General features: G+C 49.9%; 8 protein-coding genes and 1 pseudogene. 3 read left to right on the top strand and 6 right to left on the bottom strand.

Annotated features, from left to right (window positions below; all coding sequences use genetic code 11):
- Window positions 1–7: 7 nt before the first annotated feature.
- From lptC to MCB1EB_RS02930, 4 genes are all read right to left on the bottom strand, one after another.
- A complete protein-coding gene (lptC, locus tag MCB1EB_RS02945; protein WP_045363087.1) occupies window positions 8–616 on the bottom strand; it encodes an LPS export ABC transporter periplasmic protein LptC in 609 nt (202 codons plus the stop codon).
- Window positions 616–1,164: a KdsC family phosphatase gene (locus MCB1EB_RS02940; protein ID WP_045363088.1), complete on the bottom strand. Its 549-nt coding sequence runs from the start codon at window positions 1,162–1,164 to the stop codon at window positions 616–618. The genes lptC and MCB1EB_RS02940 overlap by 1 nt, the downstream gene beginning before the upstream one ends.
- Complete coding sequence (locus MCB1EB_RS02935) at window positions 1,164–2,147, bottom strand: KpsF/GutQ family sugar-phosphate isomerase (RefSeq protein ID WP_026921025.1); 984 nt, start codon at window positions 2,145–2,147, stop codon at window positions 1,164–1,166. The genes MCB1EB_RS02940 and MCB1EB_RS02935 overlap by 1 nt, the downstream gene beginning before the upstream one ends.
- A gap of 195 nt (window positions 2,148–2,342) precedes the next feature.
- Window positions 2,343–6,071: an NACHT domain-containing protein gene (locus MCB1EB_RS02930; RefSeq protein ID WP_045363089.1), complete on the bottom strand. Its 3,729-nt coding sequence runs from the start codon at window positions 6,069–6,071 to the stop codon at window positions 2,343–2,345.
- Between the two features lie 246 nt (window positions 6,072–6,317).
- Between MCB1EB_RS02930 and MCB1EB_RS02925 the strand changes: the two genes are divergently transcribed.
- Both MCB1EB_RS02925 and pdxH read left to right on the top strand, forming a co-directional pair.
- The gene (locus MCB1EB_RS02925; protein WP_045363090.1) at window positions 6,318–8,009 is read left to right on the top strand and encodes a glutamine--tRNA ligase/YqeY domain fusion protein; all 1,692 of its coding nucleotides are present in this window, start codon (window positions 6,318–6,320) and stop codon (window positions 8,007–8,009) included.
- 32 nt (window positions 8,010–8,041) lie between these two features.
- The gene (gene pdxH / locus MCB1EB_RS02920) at window positions 8,042–8,683 is read left to right on the top strand and encodes a pyridoxamine 5'-phosphate oxidase (RefSeq protein ID WP_045363091.1); all 642 of its coding nucleotides are present in this window, start codon (window positions 8,042–8,044) and stop codon (window positions 8,681–8,683) included.
- A gap of 58 nt (window positions 8,684–8,741) precedes the next feature.
- On the opposite strand, the gene MCB1EB_RS02915 is transcribed toward pdxH, so the two are convergent.
- Window positions 8,742–12,752 carry a HEAT repeat domain-containing protein gene (locus MCB1EB_RS02915; RefSeq protein WP_081953500.1) on the bottom strand — a complete coding sequence of 1,337 codons (4,011 nt, stop codon included), beginning with the start codon at window positions 12,750–12,752 and terminating at the stop codon, window positions 8,742–8,744.
- A gap of 6,416 nt (window positions 12,753–19,168) precedes the next feature.
- On the opposite strand from MCB1EB_RS02915, the pseudogene MCB1EB_RS12300 reads away from it, so the two are divergent.
- Window positions 19,169–19,322: pseudogene (locus MCB1EB_RS12300) on the top strand (recombinase family protein); the annotation flags it as partial.
- Here MCB1EB_RS12300 and msrA read toward each other — a convergent pair.
- Window positions 19,317–19,868: a peptide-methionine (S)-S-oxide reductase MsrA gene (msrA, locus tag MCB1EB_RS02900; protein ID WP_045363097.1), complete on the bottom strand. Its 552-nt coding sequence runs from the start codon at window positions 19,866–19,868 to the stop codon at window positions 19,317–19,319. The pseudogene MCB1EB_RS12300 and the gene msrA sit on opposite strands and share 6 nt — an antisense overlap.
- Window position 19,869 lies beyond the last annotated feature (1 nt).

The raw sequence follows: 19,869 nt of genomic DNA, 5'->3' as shown, positions 1-19,869 counted from the left end.
AAGTGAACTAGCGAGAAGAGCTGGCGCTCCTAGAGATAAATGTATCCGCAGCAATCATGCCACGTACCTGTCCGACCAACTTGACCACCCGTGTGAGGTTGTTATAAGTCATACCGCTCGCGGTCACAATTGACGCGCCTCGCTTCAATTTAACGGGCTGTTCAGTTTGCACAATATCATCGTTAAGCAAAAATCGGAAATGTTGCGACTCCGCTTCCAGCGCAGGATCCTGGACTCCTGCCGCGCGCCGTACATGAGCGTCATCATAAAGATCAACCATCGAACCATCGTGATTGATCTTGCCACGCTTGGCAAAACTGGTCACGTCGGGTTGGCCTGCTACGAACACCCGCACCGCCGGAAAAACCACTTCGGTGTCATCATTATCCTCGTAATGCACCATCTTTGCGGCATTAATTCGGTATTGGGTAGCACCGGTTTGGTCCAACAACGTAATCGATAAATTATCCGCAAAGTAATCGGGACGATGTTGTTTGACCGACGGCGCAGAAGAAGTTGCCGCAGGCAGATGTAATTGCAACAGCCAGTAGCTGGCCCCGGCCAGAACCGCTACGATTAGAAGAGACAACCATTGGGCCCGAGCGCGCGCCAACATCAGGCTTGACCGCACGCTGTCAAAAGCAGCTTGGTATAACTATGCTGCGCCTGCAAAATTAAATCGCAAGCTTCACGCACCGCGCCAGCGCCCCCTTGGGCGCGCGCAACCCAATGCGCACGCGCTAATACTTCCGCATGCGCATTGGCCGGCGCTGCCGCAAAAGCCACTTTCAGCATGACCGGTAAATCAGGCCAATCGTCTCCCATATAACCGCACTGCTCAGCCGTATAATGCGCCTGCGACAGCAATTCAGCAAAAGCCACCGCTTTATCGCGCACCCCCTGATAGACCCAGGCAATCCCTAGCTCTTGCGCGCGTGCAGCTACAATTTGAGAGCGCCGTCCAGTAATCAAGGCAAGCTGAATACCGCTTGCCGCCAGTAATTTCAGCCCTTGCCCATCCAGCGTATCGAAAGCTTTGAGCAACTCTCCCTCGGCACTGAAATACAGGCGCCCATCAGTGAGTACGCCGTCTACATCAAAAATCATTAAGCGAACCTGCGCGGCTCGTTCACTCACAGCGGAGTTCACAGATGCGTGCGCCATTAAATCACCTTCGCGTTAAAAAGATCATGCATATTGAGCGCGCCAATCAATTTATTGGCCTCATCCACGACTAGCACTTGATTAATGCGGTAGCGCTCCATCCATTCAACGGCTTCCATGGCGAGCCGATCTGGGCTAATGGTATGGGGCTGAGCCGTCATCGCCTCAGCCATTTTAAGCGTAGCCAAATCATTGCGTTTAGCCAACAAGCGCCTTAAATCACCATCCGTAAATATCCCTTTGACCAAGCCAGCATGATCGACTACAGCCGTCATGCCTAAGCGTTTTTCGGTCATTTCAAAGAGGGCGTCATGCACGGTCGCCGTGAGCTCTACATGCGGCAATTGCGTGTCGGTACGCATTACATCGCGGACATAAGTGAGCAGCCGCCGTCCGAGCATGCCGCCTGGATGAGAGCGCGCGAAATCTTCTGGCCCAAACCCACGGGCATCCAAGACCGCCATCGCCAGCGCATCGCTTAGCGCTAGCGCCGCAGTTGTGCTCGCGGTTGGTGCAAGATTAAGTGGGCAGGCCTCTTTTTCAACTCGTGCATTTAAGTGCACATCGGCCAGTTTAGCCAGGCTTGAAGCTGGATTGCCAGTGATCGCAATCAAGCGCGAACCCGTGCGTTTGATTAACGGGAAAATATCCACCAGCTCTTCAGTTTCACCTGAATTAGAAAGCACAATCACGACATCTTCCGCCATGATCATGCCAAGGTCTCCGTGGCTGGCCTCGGCCGGATGCACAAAAAAAGCCGGCGTGCCGGTACTGGCGAGAGTCGCTGCCAGCTTGCGCGCAATATGGCCGGATTTGCCAATCCCAGAAACCACTGCCCGTCCTGTTCCAGCAAGGAGCAACTGAACTGCTGTGATGAAATTTTGATCAAGTTGATCCGCTAACGATACAATCGCCGCGGCTTCGGTTTCGAGGACATTACGCGCTAGGGATAAGATCCGGTCAGTATGGCTTGCTTTTATCATGCGGTGAGTATAGCAAAAACCCGAGCGGGCGGGCCTATTGCAAGGACCCGCCCACTCAATAAATATCCACCCTGTCGGAGCCGGGCATATGCCTGATATATACCCACTTGCACGAAAAATCTAACGGCGCGTCGTTTGACTCAAGCTTCAATAATCATTTCAATCCTGACGCTAGCAGCGTTTAATGCAGATTTATTATGCAAAAAACTGCGGTCTTAGCCATAATTCAGAAACGTTACTTATTCGCTTCTCGCCCACAACTTCTGACGCTTTACCTAATACCGCGCTCATAATGTCTGGGCCGGATGAAAACCGCCAAGAAGATAGAGATTTCCTTGGCGCCCACGGATGCTGGTTATCGATGCTATCGGATGAATCACACCCTCCTATCCACTCCACTCGGTTCAGCCCCATGCCAGCTACATCTAGGCCTAGATCAAATGAGGTCCTTTTATACGACGGCAATAGAAAATTACTTAAATCCATCGCGTCAAATTGAATAAAAGATAAGCTCCGGCTTGTATTTGTATTTTTTTGCGGCGCCTCTTGAATCTCATTGGAATTTTTTCTATCCAGCGACACACCCGCGTTAACCAAAAGCGCTGACGCATTTTTCGCGCCAAGCTGACACGCTTGATCTAGCTGCGCATTTTCAATCCAGGCAAAACACTTCTGCTCTAAGTCACTATTTTGCTTTACGAACTCTGTCAGAAAATTCAACACAGCCGGCTCTTTCGCCAACGATACCTGATTCAGCAAATTATCCCTCCACATCGGCTGCTGCATGCCAGCGGATAGCGCGCGCGCGACTAAATAGGCTTGTAATGATGGATCGATAAATTGATAGCGAGGAATCGGCAAAGCGTCTTGAGCTTGGCAGGCGTATTGGCGGATTAGAGGCATCGGGTAGTACGACAAATGCCGCTCGATTGCTTCATCATTGTTTAACCGCCAGCCACTTTGGTTGTCTTGAGCGTCTTGGTACATTTCCAGGGCTATATCTTGGCTAAACTGAATGCCCTGTTGAATAAACTCTGCTGGCTCCTGTTTATTTTCTAACCGAGCATGGTGGTAAACAAACCAGCTCTTCATGAATTCTTCGTATATTCTAGCTTGAGTTAATGATGCCTCGCCTTGTTTATCAAGCTTCGTTACGGCTTCTAATAGCGCCTTAAGGGTGAAGGGACTCCGCTTCAGCGACTCTAGATCGAACTTTTCTAAAAGCTCCGCGTAAGCCGCTGCATCCCGCTTGGAACCTTTTAAATCCGCTACATATTTCTTTATATAGAGATTAATTTCTGCATCGGAGAACGGCGCCAATTGACATATTTGCAATGATTCTGCCTTGCCGGGGCTATGGAATTTCCCTTCATCGCCAGCCTCTAAATACTCAGGCCGACTCGTAATCACAAATTTGGCATGCCACCCATCCAGTCCATTTTTTTCGTAAAAACCTTCGTTTCCCCTGCCAACTTTGTCATAGCCATCCAAGATAAAGACAAAGCGCCGGGTTTTGCGCAACATTTTAATTTGCTGCAGCGAAAAACCCTGCTCTTGGAAAAAATCAGAGATTAAATTTTCGGCATGAACCCTTCGTGACGAAAATGGAATCAATATAGGAATAGGCTCACTGCTGAACTCGGTTGATGCAGGATATTGCCGCCATAGCTGGAGTTCGAGATGCTGGCAAAAATCCGTTTTACCCGAGCCCGCTGCGCCCAATAAAAGCAAAGTTTTCTGCTCTGAAGCAAAAAACTGCTCCACTTCCTGATCTAAATTGAAAGATTCTGACGACTCCGAAGGTTCTGACACATTGGTTAAGTTAATACCTCGCGGCGCGATACGCTCTTCCTTTTTAGCGCTTTCAAGATACTCCAAGCGAGCACCTTTGAGTTCCTGAACTTGAGTGCGTAGTAATTTATTGGTGGATACTGCCACGAAAAAATCCACAAGTTTTTCTTCCGGCTCTAACACAAATTTGTTTTCCGACTCTGGCAGCTTAAGCAGTCGGCCGACGGCATTGGACAGCAATTTTGTGCTCAAAGGTGCTTGTTCGATAAAATCGCTTGCCTCAAACCTGTACTGGCTTCCAACCGGAAATTTCTGGACTCGTTGGATAGCTTCGAGCGCACTTGCTTTCACCTCGCTATGCCCGCCCCATAGTTCATTGTCGTGATGCAAACTTTGCAAAAACCAGAACGCGCTTTGCCGGGTTTTTAGATCTTGATGTTTATCAACGATCTGCTCTAAACGCTGACACAAACCCAATCCAAAGTTTTTATTTTCACAATCAGAGCTATTCCGCACAAAATGTTCAAATTCGACTAATTTATTTAGCCGCAAAAACAAATCTGCAAACCATAGTGTCCGATACCATGAACCATGGCGGATTACCTGAGTATCTGTCCAAGCGCTATAAAAATGTTTAAACGCATCTAAAAGCTTTTCTACCTCAAAGCCCACCACTGCGCCGCTCAAGCAGACCATGCCGCCGCCTACCTCATACAAAGGACCTAATGCATTTTGCCAAACGGTCCTGACACTTAGAGTCTGCGCACAAGCCTGATATGCGCAAGAAGCTTGGTGAGCTAATGCGGCATCTTCATGTCCAATAAGCGTACTCAGAGTAGCAAGTAGCCCCTTATGATCATCGATATTAAAGTCTTGCGAACTGGTGCGCCCTATCACATCAAATAATTGCGTAATAGCTTTTAGCAGTTCTTTTAGATTCTCATTACTTCTCCCTTTACATGCGGCTTCTAAACACTTTTCTAATATATTTAGGAGCGGCATCAAAGACCCCGGCTCTATACCCTTCTCGTTTACTCCCGGATCAATACCCTCCCCTCTCATTAAAAGCGCGGTTGGGCAATCTTGCAAGATCGCGGTCAAACCTTTCACCAAAGGCAAATTAAGCACAGAGCTCGGATTGAGTTCTTGCGCCAGGATATTAATGATCTGTTTATACAGTTCTTTATCTGGGATCCTAGCTAAAGGGATAATTTCTTGAATATGTTCAGAACTTTTAATTTTAGTTTCAAAGATCTCCAGCACTTCAAACGCTAATGTGCGCAATAACCTTCGCTGATCATCAGGCAAATTAGGCCGTTGCAGGTAATAGGCTAAATGTTGTGTATTCGCAATATCAGCAAATCCTATCTCGCAGGCCGGCCATGGCCCCAATTGCATCACCAGCGGATTGCGCTCAAACAAAGAAATATCGCTCTGCACTATAGATGAAGTCAGGCTTTGAGACATCACCGGCGTATACGCCAACAAAGATTTTAAAATGTGTTGATGAGCGATCTTATTTTGCTCTGAGCCCTGAGCTCTCGATACCACCCACTCAGGCAAAATTTTCGATAGCAGAGAGGGTTCAGGCGGTAGCTCATTCAGCCTTCTTTCGATTTCTTCTTTCGCGTTTTCAGGCAAATAAGTTAAAGCTTTTTTATAACTTCTACGCGCCTTTTCTGGTGCGCCCAACTCTTTAAAAAAATCTCCTCTTTCGAGATAAGTCTGAGCCAGAAGATCTTTCAACGCACCTTTTTGTAGCGTCCCAAAATCACTATAGGGGTCGATTTCCTTATAAGCTAGCTTGAATTTTTCTTTGGCTTGGGTAAAGAGTTTTTCTACCGCAACCAAATCTTTTGGTTCTTGATTTTGAAAAAAACGCGCCTGATCTAGGCAAAATTTACCCTCTGTGTAATATTCTTTAAGCTTAGGCGACGACTGAGCACCCGCTATACCTAATCTCGAGGAGCTACGCGAACTCCCAGTTTGAAAGGAGCCATTCCAACTCTCATTTAGAAGGGGCCTATCCGCCCTTCCAGTTTGAAAGGAGTCAGTTGAACGTCCAGTTTTCAAAGTTCCATGACAACTTCTAGCTTGTTGAAAGCCAACGCGCGCAAAAATGTCTCCCGCCATGATACAGCCTCCTCTCTGGTTTCAAACCCAATTCTAATTCTTGGAAAAACTTCTAACACCAGATAGCAACTAGCGCCGCTATCCAATCGCTGCCTTGTTTTGGGCGCTTTCTTTTTGCTGTGAATTGTAATTGTTATTCAATATATGTCAATTATATTTTTCATTTTTTAGCACCCCTGCCGCACCACTTCAATGAGTTAGAATACTTGTCTTTGATTTGCGCTTCTTAACCTAGCTCGCTTAAACATGAGTACCAGCCCTACCCCTGCCAATTTCATTCGCGCTGCGATCGACCATGATCAGCGCTCAAACAAACAACAAGGCCGAGTAGTCACGCGCTTTCCGCCTGAGCCTAACGGTTATTTACACATCGGTCATGCCAAAAGCATCTGCTTAAATTTTGGCATCGCGCGCGATTACGGCGGCGTTTGCCATTTGCGCTTTGACGACACGAATCCAGAGAAAGAAAGCCTTGAATACGTTCAATCCATCATTGACGCGGTACGCTGGCTTGGATTTTCTTGGAGTCAGGATAACGTTGAGCACCTGTATTACGCGAGCGACTATTACGATACGCTATATCGTTGCGCAGAAATTTTAATCGAACGCGGCTATGCTTACGTAGACAGCCAATCCTCCGAAGCCATGCGTGCGCTGCGCGGCACACTCACCGCGCCGGGCACGCCATCGCCCTATCGCGAGCGGTCTGCGGCGGAAAATCTTGACCTTTTCCGGCGCATGCGCGCCGGCGAGTTTGACGAAGGCGCGCACGTATTACGCGCAAAAATCGATATGGCTTCGCCCAATCTCAATCTACGCGACCCTGTGTTATATCGGATTCGCTATGCACATCATTACCGGACAGGCGATACCTGGTGCATTTATCCAATGTATGACTACACGCATTGCATTTCGGATGCGCTTGAAAACATCACGCATTCGCTCTGCACCCTTGAATTTGAAGATCATCGGCCACTATATGACTGGATCTTGGCACGCCTCGCTGAGGCTGACGTATTCAAACCGCCTTTACCGCAACAAATTGAATTTGCGCGGCTTAACTTAAATTATGTGGTTACCAGCAAACGCAAGCTTTTACAGCTCGTGCATGAACGCCATGTGGAAGGCTGGGACGATCCGCGTCTACCCACCCTAGCGGGTTTGCGCCGGCGGGGTTTCACGCCGAATAGCTTGCGCTTGTTTTGCGAACGCATTGGCGTGGCGAAAGCAGATTCATGGATCGATATGAGCGTACTTGAACAGGCACTACGCGACGATCTAGAGCCCCTTGCCGCGCGCGCCATCGCCGTACTTGATCCGCTTAAATTGATTATTGATAACTATCCCGCGGATCAATCTGAGTTATGCACTGCACCGCTTCATCCGCATCAGCCAGAACGCGGTGTACGCTCCTTCCCATTTAGCCGAGAATTATGGATTGAGCGCGAAGATTTTGCCGAACAGCCTCCCAAAGGTTATTTCCGCCTCTTTCCAGGTAATCGCGTACGGCTACGCTACGGTTTTGTGGTGGAGTGCACCAGCGTAGAGAAAGATGCCGCTGGCAATCTCCTGGCGGTTCATTGCAACTACTTTCCAGATAGTAAATCAGGCACTGCGGGTTCAAACAATTACAAAGTTAAAGGGAATATTCATTGGGTCAGCGCGGTCCATGCCTATGCCGCTGAGGTGCGCCTCTATGATCGGCTCTTTACCGCCGAGCAGCCGGATGCCAATGGACGAGATTTTTTAACTGTGCTTAATCCAAATGCGAAACGGCTGGTCCACGCCTACCTTGAACCTGGAGTGCAAAGCATGCAGCCTGAAGAACGTGTACAGTTTGAGCGGCATGGTTATTTTGTCGTCGACTACGCGGATTCGAAGCCACAACAACCCGTATTTAATCGGATTGTCAGCCTGAAAGACAGCTGGGGTAAATAAGCCATTTTGCGCATAGCCTTCTAAAACTTAGCATGACTGAATCTGAACTTGCCCACCTCCGTACAGAGTATGCGAGCGGCTCATTAAATGAAACTGAGCTCGAACCTGACCCTCTGCGTCAATTTGAGCTCTGGTTTAAGCAAGCCCTCGCCGCTCGTGTGCCAGAACCGAACGCCATGACCCTAGCGACCGTGGGCGCGGATCTGCGCCCGTCAGCGCGGATTGTGTTATTAAAAGATTTTGATCCGCACGGCTTTGTTTTTTTCACCAACTATACCAGCCGCAAAGGCCATGAACTGGCTCAAAACCCGTATGCGAGCTTACTGTTTCATTGGATTGAATTAGAGCGCCAAGTGCGAATTGAAGGGATGGTTGAAAAAACCGATGCGGCACAAAGCGATGCCTACTTTGCGCTGCGCCCCTTTGCCTCAAAAATTGGTGCTTGGGCTTCGCAACAAAGTGCAATCATTCCAAACCGCGCAACGCTTGAGGCCAACCTGGTGCAATTCACTGAGCAATTTAAAAACCATGCGCCACGCCCCCCTCACTGGGGCGGCTATCGGCTGCAACCTAAGCGCATCGAATTCTGGCAAGGCCGCCCTTCGCGCCTGCATGATCGGATTCAATATCAGCGCACCGAGCAGGGCTGGGAAGTGGTGCGGCTTGCGCCCTAATTACCTTATGTTAATCAAGCCATAATGAACACAGAGAAATCCCTGCGCTTTTTACCGCTTATTCCTCTATCAAAAATGGCTCTTCCTCGGGGAAAGGCGCAATACCCGCTTCCGCTCGGACCGATCTTAGGGCTTTGATTATCACGGCACTTTGTTCTGTGGTGAGATCAATCGGTTGCCCGGGACCCGTTGCCGTATAAAAGTGAAGTTGGTGATCTTGAATATAAAGCGGCATAATCTGTTCACGGCTACGCGGGAAAAAAAACCGAGTATAAAGTTCTTCTACCTGATTTCGCTCCAAGCGCGCAAGCACAGTAAAAAGCTGATTCATATGGCTGCCTAAGGCACGGAAGGCCGCAAACCTGACAGACCTGTCTTCATCCTTTAAGGAGGAAATCAATGTCTGGACCGCCTCCGATGACAGCATACTCTGGCTGCCTAACGCACTGGCGGCCGCATCTCTGACATTCCTGTTTTCATCCTTCAAGGAGGAGACCAATGCCTGGGCCGCGTCGGCTGACAGCGTACGCTGGCTGCCTAACGCACTGGCGGCCGCATCTCTGACATATTCATGGTTATCCTTCAAGGAGGAGATCAATGCCTGGACCGCGTCGGCTGACAGCGTACGCTGGCGGCCTAACGTGCCGGCGGCTTCAGACCTGACATACCAGATTTCATCCTTTAAGGAAGAGATCAATACCTGGACCGCGTCCGATGACAGCGTACTCTGGCTACCTAAGGTACGGGCGACCGCAGACCTGACATCTTCGTCTTTATCTTTCAAGGAGGAGATCAATACCTGGACCGCGTCGGCTGACAGCGTACGCTGGCGGCCTAACGCATGGGCGGCCGCAGACCTGACAAACCCGTTTTCATCCTTCAAGAAGGAAATCAATATTTGGACCGCGTCCGATGACAGCGTACTCTGGAGACATAAAGCACGGGCGGCCGCAGACCTAACCTCCCCGTCTTCATCTTTCAAGTATGAAATCAAGGCCCGGACCACGTCCGATGGCAGCGTACTCTGGTTGCCTAAGGCACTGGCGGCCATTTCCCTCACCTGCTCGTTTTCATCCTTCAAGGAGGAGATCAAAGCCCGGACCAAGTTCGATGGCAGCGTACTCTGGCTGCCTAAGGCACCAACGGCCGCAAACCTGACAGACTCATTTTCATCCTTCAAAGAAGAGAGCAAGGCCTGAACCACGTTCGATGACAGTGTACTCTGGCGGCCTAAGGCACCGGCGGCCGCAGACCTGACAGACTCATTTTCATCCTTCAAGGATGAGATCAAAGTCTGGACTGCGTCCGATGGCAGCGTACTCTGGCCGCCTAAGACGACGGCGGCGGCCCAGTTTTTATCCTTGAAGGATGAGATCAATACCTGGACCGCGTCCGATGACAGCGTACTCTGGCGACCTAAGACATCTGCTGCCACATACCTGACAAGCCCATTTTCATTCCTCAAGGATGAGATCAATGCCTGGACCGCGTCCGATGACAGCATACTCTGGCGGCCTAAGGCACGGGCGGCCGCAGACCTGATATTCTCTTCTTCATCATTCAAGAATGAAATCAATGCCCGAATCGCGTCATCTGACAAAGCAGGGCGTGCTCCCAAAGTCGCCATCACCTTGTTTTTTTTCTTTCCCTCAGCCTGGCTCAGACTCTCAAGCAATAGACGTTCCGGAAAACCCCTCTGGCTACCTAGGTGGCTGTAATCGCTTTTTCCATTCTTCACCTCAAAATCCAGCCACTGCATGAATTCCTTTTCTAATTGTATCCTGGTGGTTGCCTTCAATTGAGTCCGGGCTTCGTTTAAACATCCCACCATCACCTGCTGATGCCGCATCCCGATCAAATCTCGCGGCGATTGCTCCAGTACATCAAAGAAATTTTCGAGCGCTGAGCCCTTGAGCAAGCCTGCCACCATCCACCAAACGATCTCATACCGTGGATTGTATTTATACGTGGCGATAAACGCTTCCAGCTCACTGCGCTGCGGTATGACGCCTAAATCCTTTTGCACAACGTGGGTTTGAGCTTTTTCCACTTTTGTATACGCCTGTAAATGACCTGCCAGGAACTTGGCCGCAAAGAACTCTTGAAACGTTAAATGCAGGAAATGATATTGGCGCTCCGACTCAGGCCGGTGCGCATCCAAGGTATGTAAATACGACGTTTTTTTCAGATTCGTCGTAAAATTCAAAGGTAATTTCCGCCCTGTCTGAGCGCTTCCGTTTAATTCTTTCCTACGCTGACTGAGTTCTTCACGACTGAATTCGATTTTCTCCGTTCCCAAGCCCTTAAACGCTAAATAGCCTAGATAATCGATTTCAGCCGTCATCAATTCTGCCAGATCCGATTCTGATAAATCTTCAATGACATCTTCCCCTAGTAACTGACCGTCCTCTTCTTTCTCTAAACGCACGCTGTCTTTGCGCCATAATTTATCGACCATTGCCTCATACAGCATTGACATCGTCACCTCTTTATTCTGGGGGAGTCGATCCCAGCTATAACACAGTGCATCCAGTTGAATCGGTATATTCACCAATCCTTGAATCAACGGCGTACGATAGATGAATTGTTGAATAGCTGTTTGGTTCGAGATAGGCGTAAATTTTTGAATATAGGTCTGGACATTGTCTACGCTAAATCCAATGGTCTCCAACTCTAAATCCAAATCATTACACTGGGATGCGCTGACGCTCGCAGGACGCGAAGTGATTAAAACATGAGACTGGCCCAGGAGTTTCATTAAAAAATGATTTAAACGATGACGTTGATCGAACATTTCCGTGACTTCATCCAGGCCGTCCAGGATAAATAAAGTCTTACCTTGATGTTCAAGAAAAAGTTTACTTAAGGCTTGTGCTTTGAGGCTGCCATGATCTGAAAAATAACGATTACACAGCAAATCTTCCAGATGTCGGGGCGAGGCCGTTTTGAGTTGTCGTAAAGGTATCCACAAAATACTGTCAAAGCGGTCCTGCCAAAGCCCATGGTGGTGATATTCATGGACCACTTTTTTGCATAAAGTCGTTTTACCTATTCCTGCTCGCCCTTGAATTAAAATCCGTTTGGGGATGCCTTCTGAACCATTGCGTAATTCTTGAGACTCAAAAAGCTTCTCTAGCGCAATTAACTTGTTGGGATTGGTCGCCTCAAGCTGCTGCTGCTCACTACTGGGCAAACGTTCAAAAGTCGCCGCTTGCTTTTTCAGGCCTTCTTTATCTTTTTCCCTTTGCGCCTGACTTTCAACAATCGCTAGATTGATATAGCAGTCTTTCAGTGATGCGGTCTCACCCGATACGCGTTGAATCGACAGATTAGATAATTGGTAATGCTGATACAGTGCGTTACGTAAGCTGTCTAACGAGACAGCATGAGACCTCTTAGCCTCTAAATTCGGTGGGTAGTAATGCACGTTGACCGTGTTATTCTTGCCATGGACTGGTGCATTAATCGTGCCATGGCAGCTTTGCACTAACGTCTCCACCCCAACATAATTAGTACCGGCTGAATCGGTTAATATCGGTTTAAAAGAGAAGGGTTGGACGTTGTCCGAGCTATCCTGGAAAGCTTCGAGCTTTGCAGAATAGCTTAATAAAGAAGCATCCACCCTGGAAAGTTGTTCAATGGCAAGGGGATGGTTTTTTTTATTTAAATGCAGGCTACTTGCCCCCCTCTCAACCGTTCGCTTTTTAGAAAAACCAGCGTTATTGAGTCTATATCGCTCAAAAATTTGCTGTCTCTTTTGTTCTAGCGTCTCTGCGTCGGTCCTGCGCCCTTGTTCATTTAACAATAAGCCGTAACTCAAATAAATAGACTCAATTATTTTTCCCGACTGAGGCTCAAGGGACAATTTTTCTCCTTCTTCCTCAAAAAGCTTTTGAGCCGCCTGATAAAGCTTTTCTGCTTCGTCAACCTGACCGCTTTTTTTATACCCATCCGCCTCAGCTATATATTGTTCGGCTTCCTGAAGCATTTTCTGCGGAGTTTGCACAGCAAGCTGTCCCGGGACAATAGAACGGGATCTCGACGACATGTCATTGATAGGTGTAAGCATCGTTTTCCTTGTAGGGGGTATAAGCGGGAAACGTCGAAAATTCCGGCCCCCCTATTTTCAGCCTGTTATGATCTCATCCAGGTTGGAAAATCTACCCTTGGAAAGGTGTAGTCCCCGTTTAGATGAATGTAACGTCAAGCCACCGGCGAGATTTTACTGAAATCTTGGCCCAGTTGACAACGCTGTACCCGTAAAGCTTACTTTACACCAGCCTGGATGAGACCAACTGACTGAGCGGAATTTTCGACGTTTTCCGCTTACACCTCCATATAAGCCCATGTCAGCTAGCCAGTGGCGATTGCCTCAGGCCAAATGAGAGAATACGCCCCGCCCACTCGCCGAAGGGTTTGACCTTGCTGACGCTTCAGTGGCTGAACTGAATGGCGCTGTAGAGAGGGTATTTAACGTTCTACGCATTGCCAGGAGCTTGAATTGAGAGACCGCTGATGCCACGCCGCTTAGTTGCTTAGTTGCTTAGTAGCCTGATGGAAGCGTAAAGCCGGTTCACCCACTGCCCCACGCTGCTCTAAGAGCCTCTTATTCACCTGGCTTAAGCCTTGTACGCCCTGGATAGAGGCACCCGCTACGGCAAGCACCTCATGCGTCGAGCTCCAGTACAGATGCACCTGAACTTGACCCTCTTTTTCACTCACCTGCCACTGGCGAACGGACCTATCCCTGCCGCCAGTCACCAGATAGGTACCGTCAGGGGTGGCTTTCCAGGCAATACTATGGATTGATCCGTGAAAACCCCGAATCACCGCCTGGCACTGCCCCGAGTGCGCGTCCCACAAACGCACCGTCTGGTCCATACTGCCGGAGGCGATCTGCTGACCGCTGGGCGAATACGCCACGCTAATAACAGGGGAGGTATGGCCTTGCAAGGCGGGACCGGGCTGCCCCGTGTGCGCATCCCACAGACGCACCGTATTGTCATGACTGCCGGAGGCGATCTGCTGACCGTTGGGCGAATATGTCACGCTCCAAACACAGCTGGTATGGACGGTGAGGCCAGGCTGCCCCGTGTGCGCATCCCATAGACGCACCGTATTGTCCCTACTGCCGGAGGCGATCTGCTGACCACTGGGCGAATACGTCACGCTACTCACCAAGTCGGTATGGCCTTGTAAGGTGGGACCCGGTTGTCCCGTGTGCGCATCCCACAGACGCACCGTCTGGTCCATACTGCCGGAGACGATCTGCTGACCGCTGGGCGAATACGCCACGCTATAAACAGAGTTGGTATGGCCTTGTAAGGTGGGACCCGGTTGCCCCGAGTACGCGTCCCACAGACGCACCGTATGATCCCCACTGCCGGAGGCGATCTGCTGGCCGCTGGGCGAATACGTCACGCTATTCACCAAGCCGGTATGGCCTTGTAAGGTGGGACCGGGCTGCCCCGAGTGCGCATCCCATAGACGCACCGTATTGTCATGACTGCCGGAGGCGATCTGCTGACCGCTGGGCGAATACGCCACGCTATAAACAGAGTTGGTATGGCCTTGTAAGGTGGGACCAGACTGCCCCGAGTATGCATCCCACAGACTCACCGTATAGTCCGCACTGCCGGAGGCGATCTGCTGACCGCTGGGCGAATACGCCACGCTACTCACCAAGCCGGTATGGCCTTGTAAAATGGGACCGGGTTGCCCCGAGTGCGCGTCCCACAGACGCACCGTATGATCCGCGCTGCCGGAGGCGATCTGCTGGCCACTGGGCGAATACGTCACGCTACTCACCAAGCCGGTATGGCCTTGTAAGGTGGGACCGGGCTGCCCCGAGTACGCGTCCCACAGACGCACCGTATGATCCCAACTGCCGGAGGCGATCTGCTGACCGCTGGGCGAATACGCCACGCTATTCACCGCCTCGGTATGGCCCTGCAAGGTGGGACCGGGCTGCCCCGTGTGCACGTCCCACAGACGCACCGTATAGTCCGCACTGCCGGAGGCGATCTGCTGACCGCTGGGCGAATACGCCACGCTACTCACCAAGTCGGTATGGCCTTGTAAAATGGGACCGGGTTGCCCCGAGTGCGCGTCCCACAGACGCACCGTATGATCCCCACTGCCGGAGGCGATCTGCTGACCGCTGGGCGAATACATCACGCTAATAACCCTGTCGGTGTGGCCTTGTAAGGTGGGACCCGGTTGCCCGGAGTGTGCGTCCCACAGACGCACCGTATAGTCCGCACTGCCAGAGGCGATCTGCTGACCACTAGGCGAATATGTCACGCTAATAACCCTGTCGGTATGGCCTTGTAAGGTGTGCATTTTTTCCCAGTTCAACGTGTTATATACGCTGATCGTGCCGTTTTTCAGTCCTATGGCGCAGATTTTACCATCCGGGGAATACGAGCAAGAACGTACCTCGCTCTCTTCTTTAAGCGTCGGACATTCACCAAACTGCACCCCAGCCATCTGCGCGCCGCTTAAATTCGCTTCCCGCAGCCAACTCTGGCGGAGTTTCACACCGCTTAAATCCGCTCCTTGTAACCGGGCTGAATCGAATACGCCACCCCTCAGATCCGCTCCAGGGATCCGGATGCCTTGTAAATTCATCCCATTAAATTGGATCCCCGCTCCGACTAGAATCGTCATCGCATTCGCCGCGCCTTGACTCACCGACTCTGTCTGCGCGGATGCCTTGATCCATCCCAGAAGTTGCTTCACTAACCCTTGACCCTGCTCCACTCGCTCCACTAAAAACCGCTGGATCGCTGCATCCTCCACCAGATTGAAGCGGTTCAGTAACCCCTCTGAATCCACTTGATTTGAGTCCATCAGCTTTTCCCATAAGCACTGCACACTTTTCATACCGTTCCACGCCACACCCCTCACGGATGCATCAAATTCAGCTCCGCTCTCCAGCTCTTCCCACACCGCGCGCGCCACTAAATAATCTTGGATCGATTTATGAATAAAGCGATATTGATCTTTTTGACGAGACAGCGGTGCATTGAACCTTAAGAGCTTCGTCGTTTCTTCTGCGTCCCCTAGATAGCGCGCGCGCCAATCCGCTTTTTCCCCATCCTTCGCTTCTGAATACGTCACCGACACCAACTGCTTTTCATACATCGATAACGCTAGATTCTGGCTATACGCCCAGCCGTGACTCGTAAATTCCCCATCTAGCTTCTCAAACGCTTTCTGTTCTTCGGGGTTGAGCTGTATCCGCGCTAGCCTGTCCTGTGAGCGGTTCAGCCAATTCTCCACAAACTTCTCGTATAAACGGATGCGCGTGAGCTTTGATTTTTCCTCTCGGCCTTCCAGTTTCGGCAACACCTCTAATGTCATTTTGAGCATAAAAGGCGTGCGCACCAACTCTTTGAGTTCAGGGATGTCTTTAAACGCCCGTTTATACGCCTCCGCTGTCCACTGTGGCTGCGCATACTCGACATATTTATCAATATACTTCTCGATTAACTGATCCGAAAACCCCACCAAACGACACTCTTCCAATACACTCGGACTGCCAGGCGGATAAAATTTATTTTGATAGTTAGTCCCTAAATATTCTGGCCGACTGCTGATAATCACCTGCGCTTGCCAGCGCTCCAGTTTGTTCCCTGCATAAAACGCTTGCGAGCGGTGCGCGATCTCATCATACCCATCCAGAATAAAAATAAAGCGCCGTTCGCAACGTAAGGCTTCTATTTGAGCCTCTGACAAACCCTGTTCCCTCAAATATTGCTCAATCAGATTCTTGCCGGGATTATCCAGCGTAGCTAATGGGATGAATAACGGTATAGGCTGCGCCTGAGCGTGATCGGTGTGTTGATAGTCAGTCCATAAGCGGCGCGCAAGATGCCGGTTAAACGTCGACTTACCGGAACCCCCTTCGCCCAGCAGTAACAGCACTTTCTTATCCGATTGAAGAAATGCGTTCACTTTGTCTTCTAGATCAAAATGCTCAGTCGACTCTACTCTAAGCTTGCCTTGTGGCGCTGTATACATTTCCAGCGCTTCTTTCACTTCATCCGCTTTTAGGCTTTTCGTGTACTGCGCTTCAAGTTTTTGAATATCCTTCCCTAACAGCGCCAGCGGAGCTTTGTTGCTCTGCAACGCAGTAGTTTGGAACTGCGTTAAAAAGTGCTCATCTCCCCGGGCTTGGTATAACAACTGTGTGCCCACCTGCTGCCACGCAGGATCCCAGACGGGGGCGAGGTAAAGATCTTCTGCATCCTCTGCTTGCGCCTGAGCCGTCGCAGGCAATTGATCTAACGCCTGTTGAGCTTGTGTGTGTATCGGTTCAGACACGGTTTGAGTCTTGGCTAGCCGACTCAGGACCTGATACACTGCCTGCTGCACCTGTTCATATTGGGGTGAGTTCAGGACCAAATCGCTCAAAAACGTAATTGCCGCTTTTTGTGTCACCTCCTCTTTTTGGGTCCGAACGATGTGTTCTAAGCGTTGACACACCCCCAGTAAGAACGCTTCGTTGCCGCTGAATTCGCTCTGCCTGGCAATCTGCTCGAATTGCACCCATTGGCGCTCTTCTAAGCACGTATCCATAAATTGCAACGCCGCATACCAGCGCTGTTGCCTTTTTTGGCTCAGACTATCTCGGATCGCTTGGCCGGTTTCCTGCACCGTAGCACCAAAACCTTGCAGTTCAGTCGTTAATTCGGCTAAACGCTTAACCGTCTCAACCGCCCCTGAAAACGCCTCGCTAAAACTATCCAACGCTTTCAGTAAGTCATCCGAATTGAACGTCCGCACCACACTGGCTAACGTGACCGCCCCTACAACTACACCGCTACCCCGACGCCAGATCTCTTGCCAGCGACTTTCATCATTCGGGATATGCGCTAACGCTTGACGCGCATAGTAGGCTTGAAAACGCAACGCCGGTTCTTGACCTAACCCAGCTAAAATCTGATCTAGGGGTTCTTGCACCTCGGTCCGGCTAATACCCGTGACCCCGGCTTTGGCCATCGCATCTAAAACCTGGGACGTCGTTTGCAATAACTGTTGAAAGGACTGAGTATTGCCGGGCTGATGTTCACTCGACAAACGCTTGATCAACGCTTTCAGGAGTTGAACTAAATCTCCTGTACTGCTTTTAAAGAGGGATTCTGGTAAATGATGAATCATCACCGCCATGCTTTGTAATACCGATGGATCCAACAGCTTTTCTTGCGTTGCGATAACCTTATGCGCTTTACCGATTAAATAGCGGCATTTCACCGGATCGGGCGTGGCCGCCAACGGAATGACTTCTCGCCAGATCGCTAAATCTTTGTAATCTCGTTGTCCGAAAACTTCTAATATATTACGGGCTAGTTCGTTTAATTCTTGGGCGTTCGACAAGTCAGCGCTGCGCAGCGATCGGGCCAAGTGATAGGTGTTTCTGATATTTTTCGGCTCGCCTGAAACGTCTTCATCCGCCTTAACCCATGCAGGATTAATTTTAAAGTACACCGTCTCAATTGGAGTCGATAAAGAGGGCGGCTTGCCTGACTGGATGGCCAAGGCCATCACCATGTCGGAAACAGACGCCTGAACCAAGCTTGACTTCGGCGTAACAAGCGCCTGTAATCGCTCGTTTGCCAACGCCGGATCAAACACGCGAGCCGCCTCGTACCCTGCCCGCGCTTCTAGAAGAGCGCCGCAATCGCGTAAACGATCTCCGTACTCCAGATAGGCTTGCGCAAGCGTATGGTTTAACGTGTCCGTTTTATCGGACAGGTCAATCTTATTAAAAGTATGCTGCGCTTTACCGAATAAGCGCTGCGCTTCCGAAAAGCGTTTATTGTGGTGCTGTTGCTCCGCCCGATTTAAATAGTCTGTGCCTTTCTTAACGTAGTAGACTGAATCGTGGCCCAAAACACTACGCTTGAAACTAGAAACCGCAGATATTTTCATTGTCTTTATGCGTTCATTCGGCGTGCTGCACGAAAACTCTTGCCTAGAGGCTCTGGTGTTCATTCACACACTTTATCGAGTCCGCATCCTTGATGTAAATTGAATGTTCTATGCCAATTTGAGGTTGACATAGCCCCCTAAGCCTAGTGCAACGTCGCGCCCATTCTATTTCTATGGCTGGGCCGATTCTAGCAGAGGGTTTTTAGCGCTAGAGAACTTTCATTCACGGCGTGTGGTGAAACGGCTACGCACCGTTCATCTCGACCCTCCAATCCAGCAATATTTCATAACATGAAAAATATAGGGTGCGCCTTGTCTGCTCATTAACATTTCGCAGTCTTAGTCAAGAACACGGATCGCCCAGTCGTCCGAAAAGATGTTGATGCTCTTGGCTTATTGCATCAGGGCCCGCAGGCTTTAGCCTGCTTTTCAAGGCCGGATATTAAGACTGCAACCCTTTCTACACCTTCACTGAATTATCTGCTTGCAAAATGGGGAGCGACCATATAAGGAGCGATTTCGTACATACATATTCGTGAGTGCACGAAAGAGAGGCCAGGCTTCATCAAGTTGATTGACCGGATGGAAGTGGGGGGATGTACTGGTTGTGACAAAACTTGATCGACTCGACCACAACACGATGAATATTCGGGCAACCGTCGAGCAACTCGGGATTTTAAGCGTGCACTGTCTTGCGCTAGGTTCTTAAATAATCAGTAAAATTTTTACGAAACTGCGCCAATTTGGGAGCAATCACAAACTGACAATACCTCTGCTCTGGATGCTGTAAAAAATAGGCTTGATGATCCGCTTCGGCAGGCCAATAATTGTCATTTAATGGGGCGACCTCCGTTACAATCGGCTCCGCATAAATTTTTTCTTCTCTCAATCTATTGATTACCGCGCAAGCGCTGTCATGTTGCGCTTGCGAGTGCGTAAAGATCACCGACCGATACTGAGTTCCAATATCATGACCTTGCCGATTCAGTTGAGTCGGATCATGCAGCGCAAAAAAAATCTCAAGCAGTTCCGCATAGGAGATTTGCAACGGATCAAATTGCATTTGCACCACTTCGGCATGACCCGTATTTCCGCTGCAAACTTGCGCATAGGTGGGATGCGGCACAATACCACCAGCATATCCAGCAACAACTGAGGTGACACCGGCCACTTCACGATATACGGCCTCTAGGCACCAAAAACAGCCGCCGCCTATAGTCACGGTTTCAGATCGCATTTCATCACTCATA

The sequence above is a fragment of the Mycoavidus cysteinexigens genome, from assembly GCF_003966915.1.
Taxonomy (GTDB): domain Bacteria; phylum Pseudomonadota; class Gammaproteobacteria; order Burkholderiales; family Burkholderiaceae; genus Mycoavidus; species Mycoavidus cysteinexigens.
Note: the sequence above shows the minus strand (reverse complement) of the source record. Positions and strands in the feature narration are given on the sequence as shown.

Bases quoted from the DNA above. Each gene is read 5' to 3' on its own strand.
- MCB1EB_RS02940 (WP_045363088.1), bottom strand. From the start codon at position 1,164: ATGGCGCACGCATCTGTGAACTCCGCTGTGAGTGAACGAGCCGCGCAG.
- pdxH (WP_045363091.1), top strand. From the start codon at position 8,042: ATGACTGAATCTGAACTTGCCCACCTCCGTACAGAGTATGCGAGCGGC.
- MCB1EB_RS02915 (WP_081953500.1), bottom strand. From the start codon at position 12,752: ATGCTTACACCTATCAATGACATGTCGTCGAGATCCCGTTCTATTGTC.
- MCB1EB_RS02930 (WP_045363089.1), bottom strand. From the start codon at position 6,071: ATGGCGGGAGACATTTTTGCGCGCGTTGGCTTTCAACAAGCTAGAAGT.
- MCB1EB_RS02925 (WP_045363090.1), top strand. From the start codon at position 6,318: ATGAGTACCAGCCCTACCCCTGCCAATTTCATTCGCGCTGCGATCGAC.
- lptC (WP_045363087.1), bottom strand. From the start codon at position 616: ATGTTGGCGCGCGCTCGGGCCCAATGGTTGTCTCTTCTAATCGTAGCG.
- msrA (WP_045363097.1), bottom strand. From the start codon at position 19,868: ATGAGTGATGAAATGCGATCTGAAACCGTGACTATAGGCGGCGGCTGT.
- MCB1EB_RS02935 (WP_026921025.1), bottom strand. From the start codon at position 2,147: ATGATAAAAGCAAGCCATACTGACCGGATCTTATCCCTAGCGCGTAAT.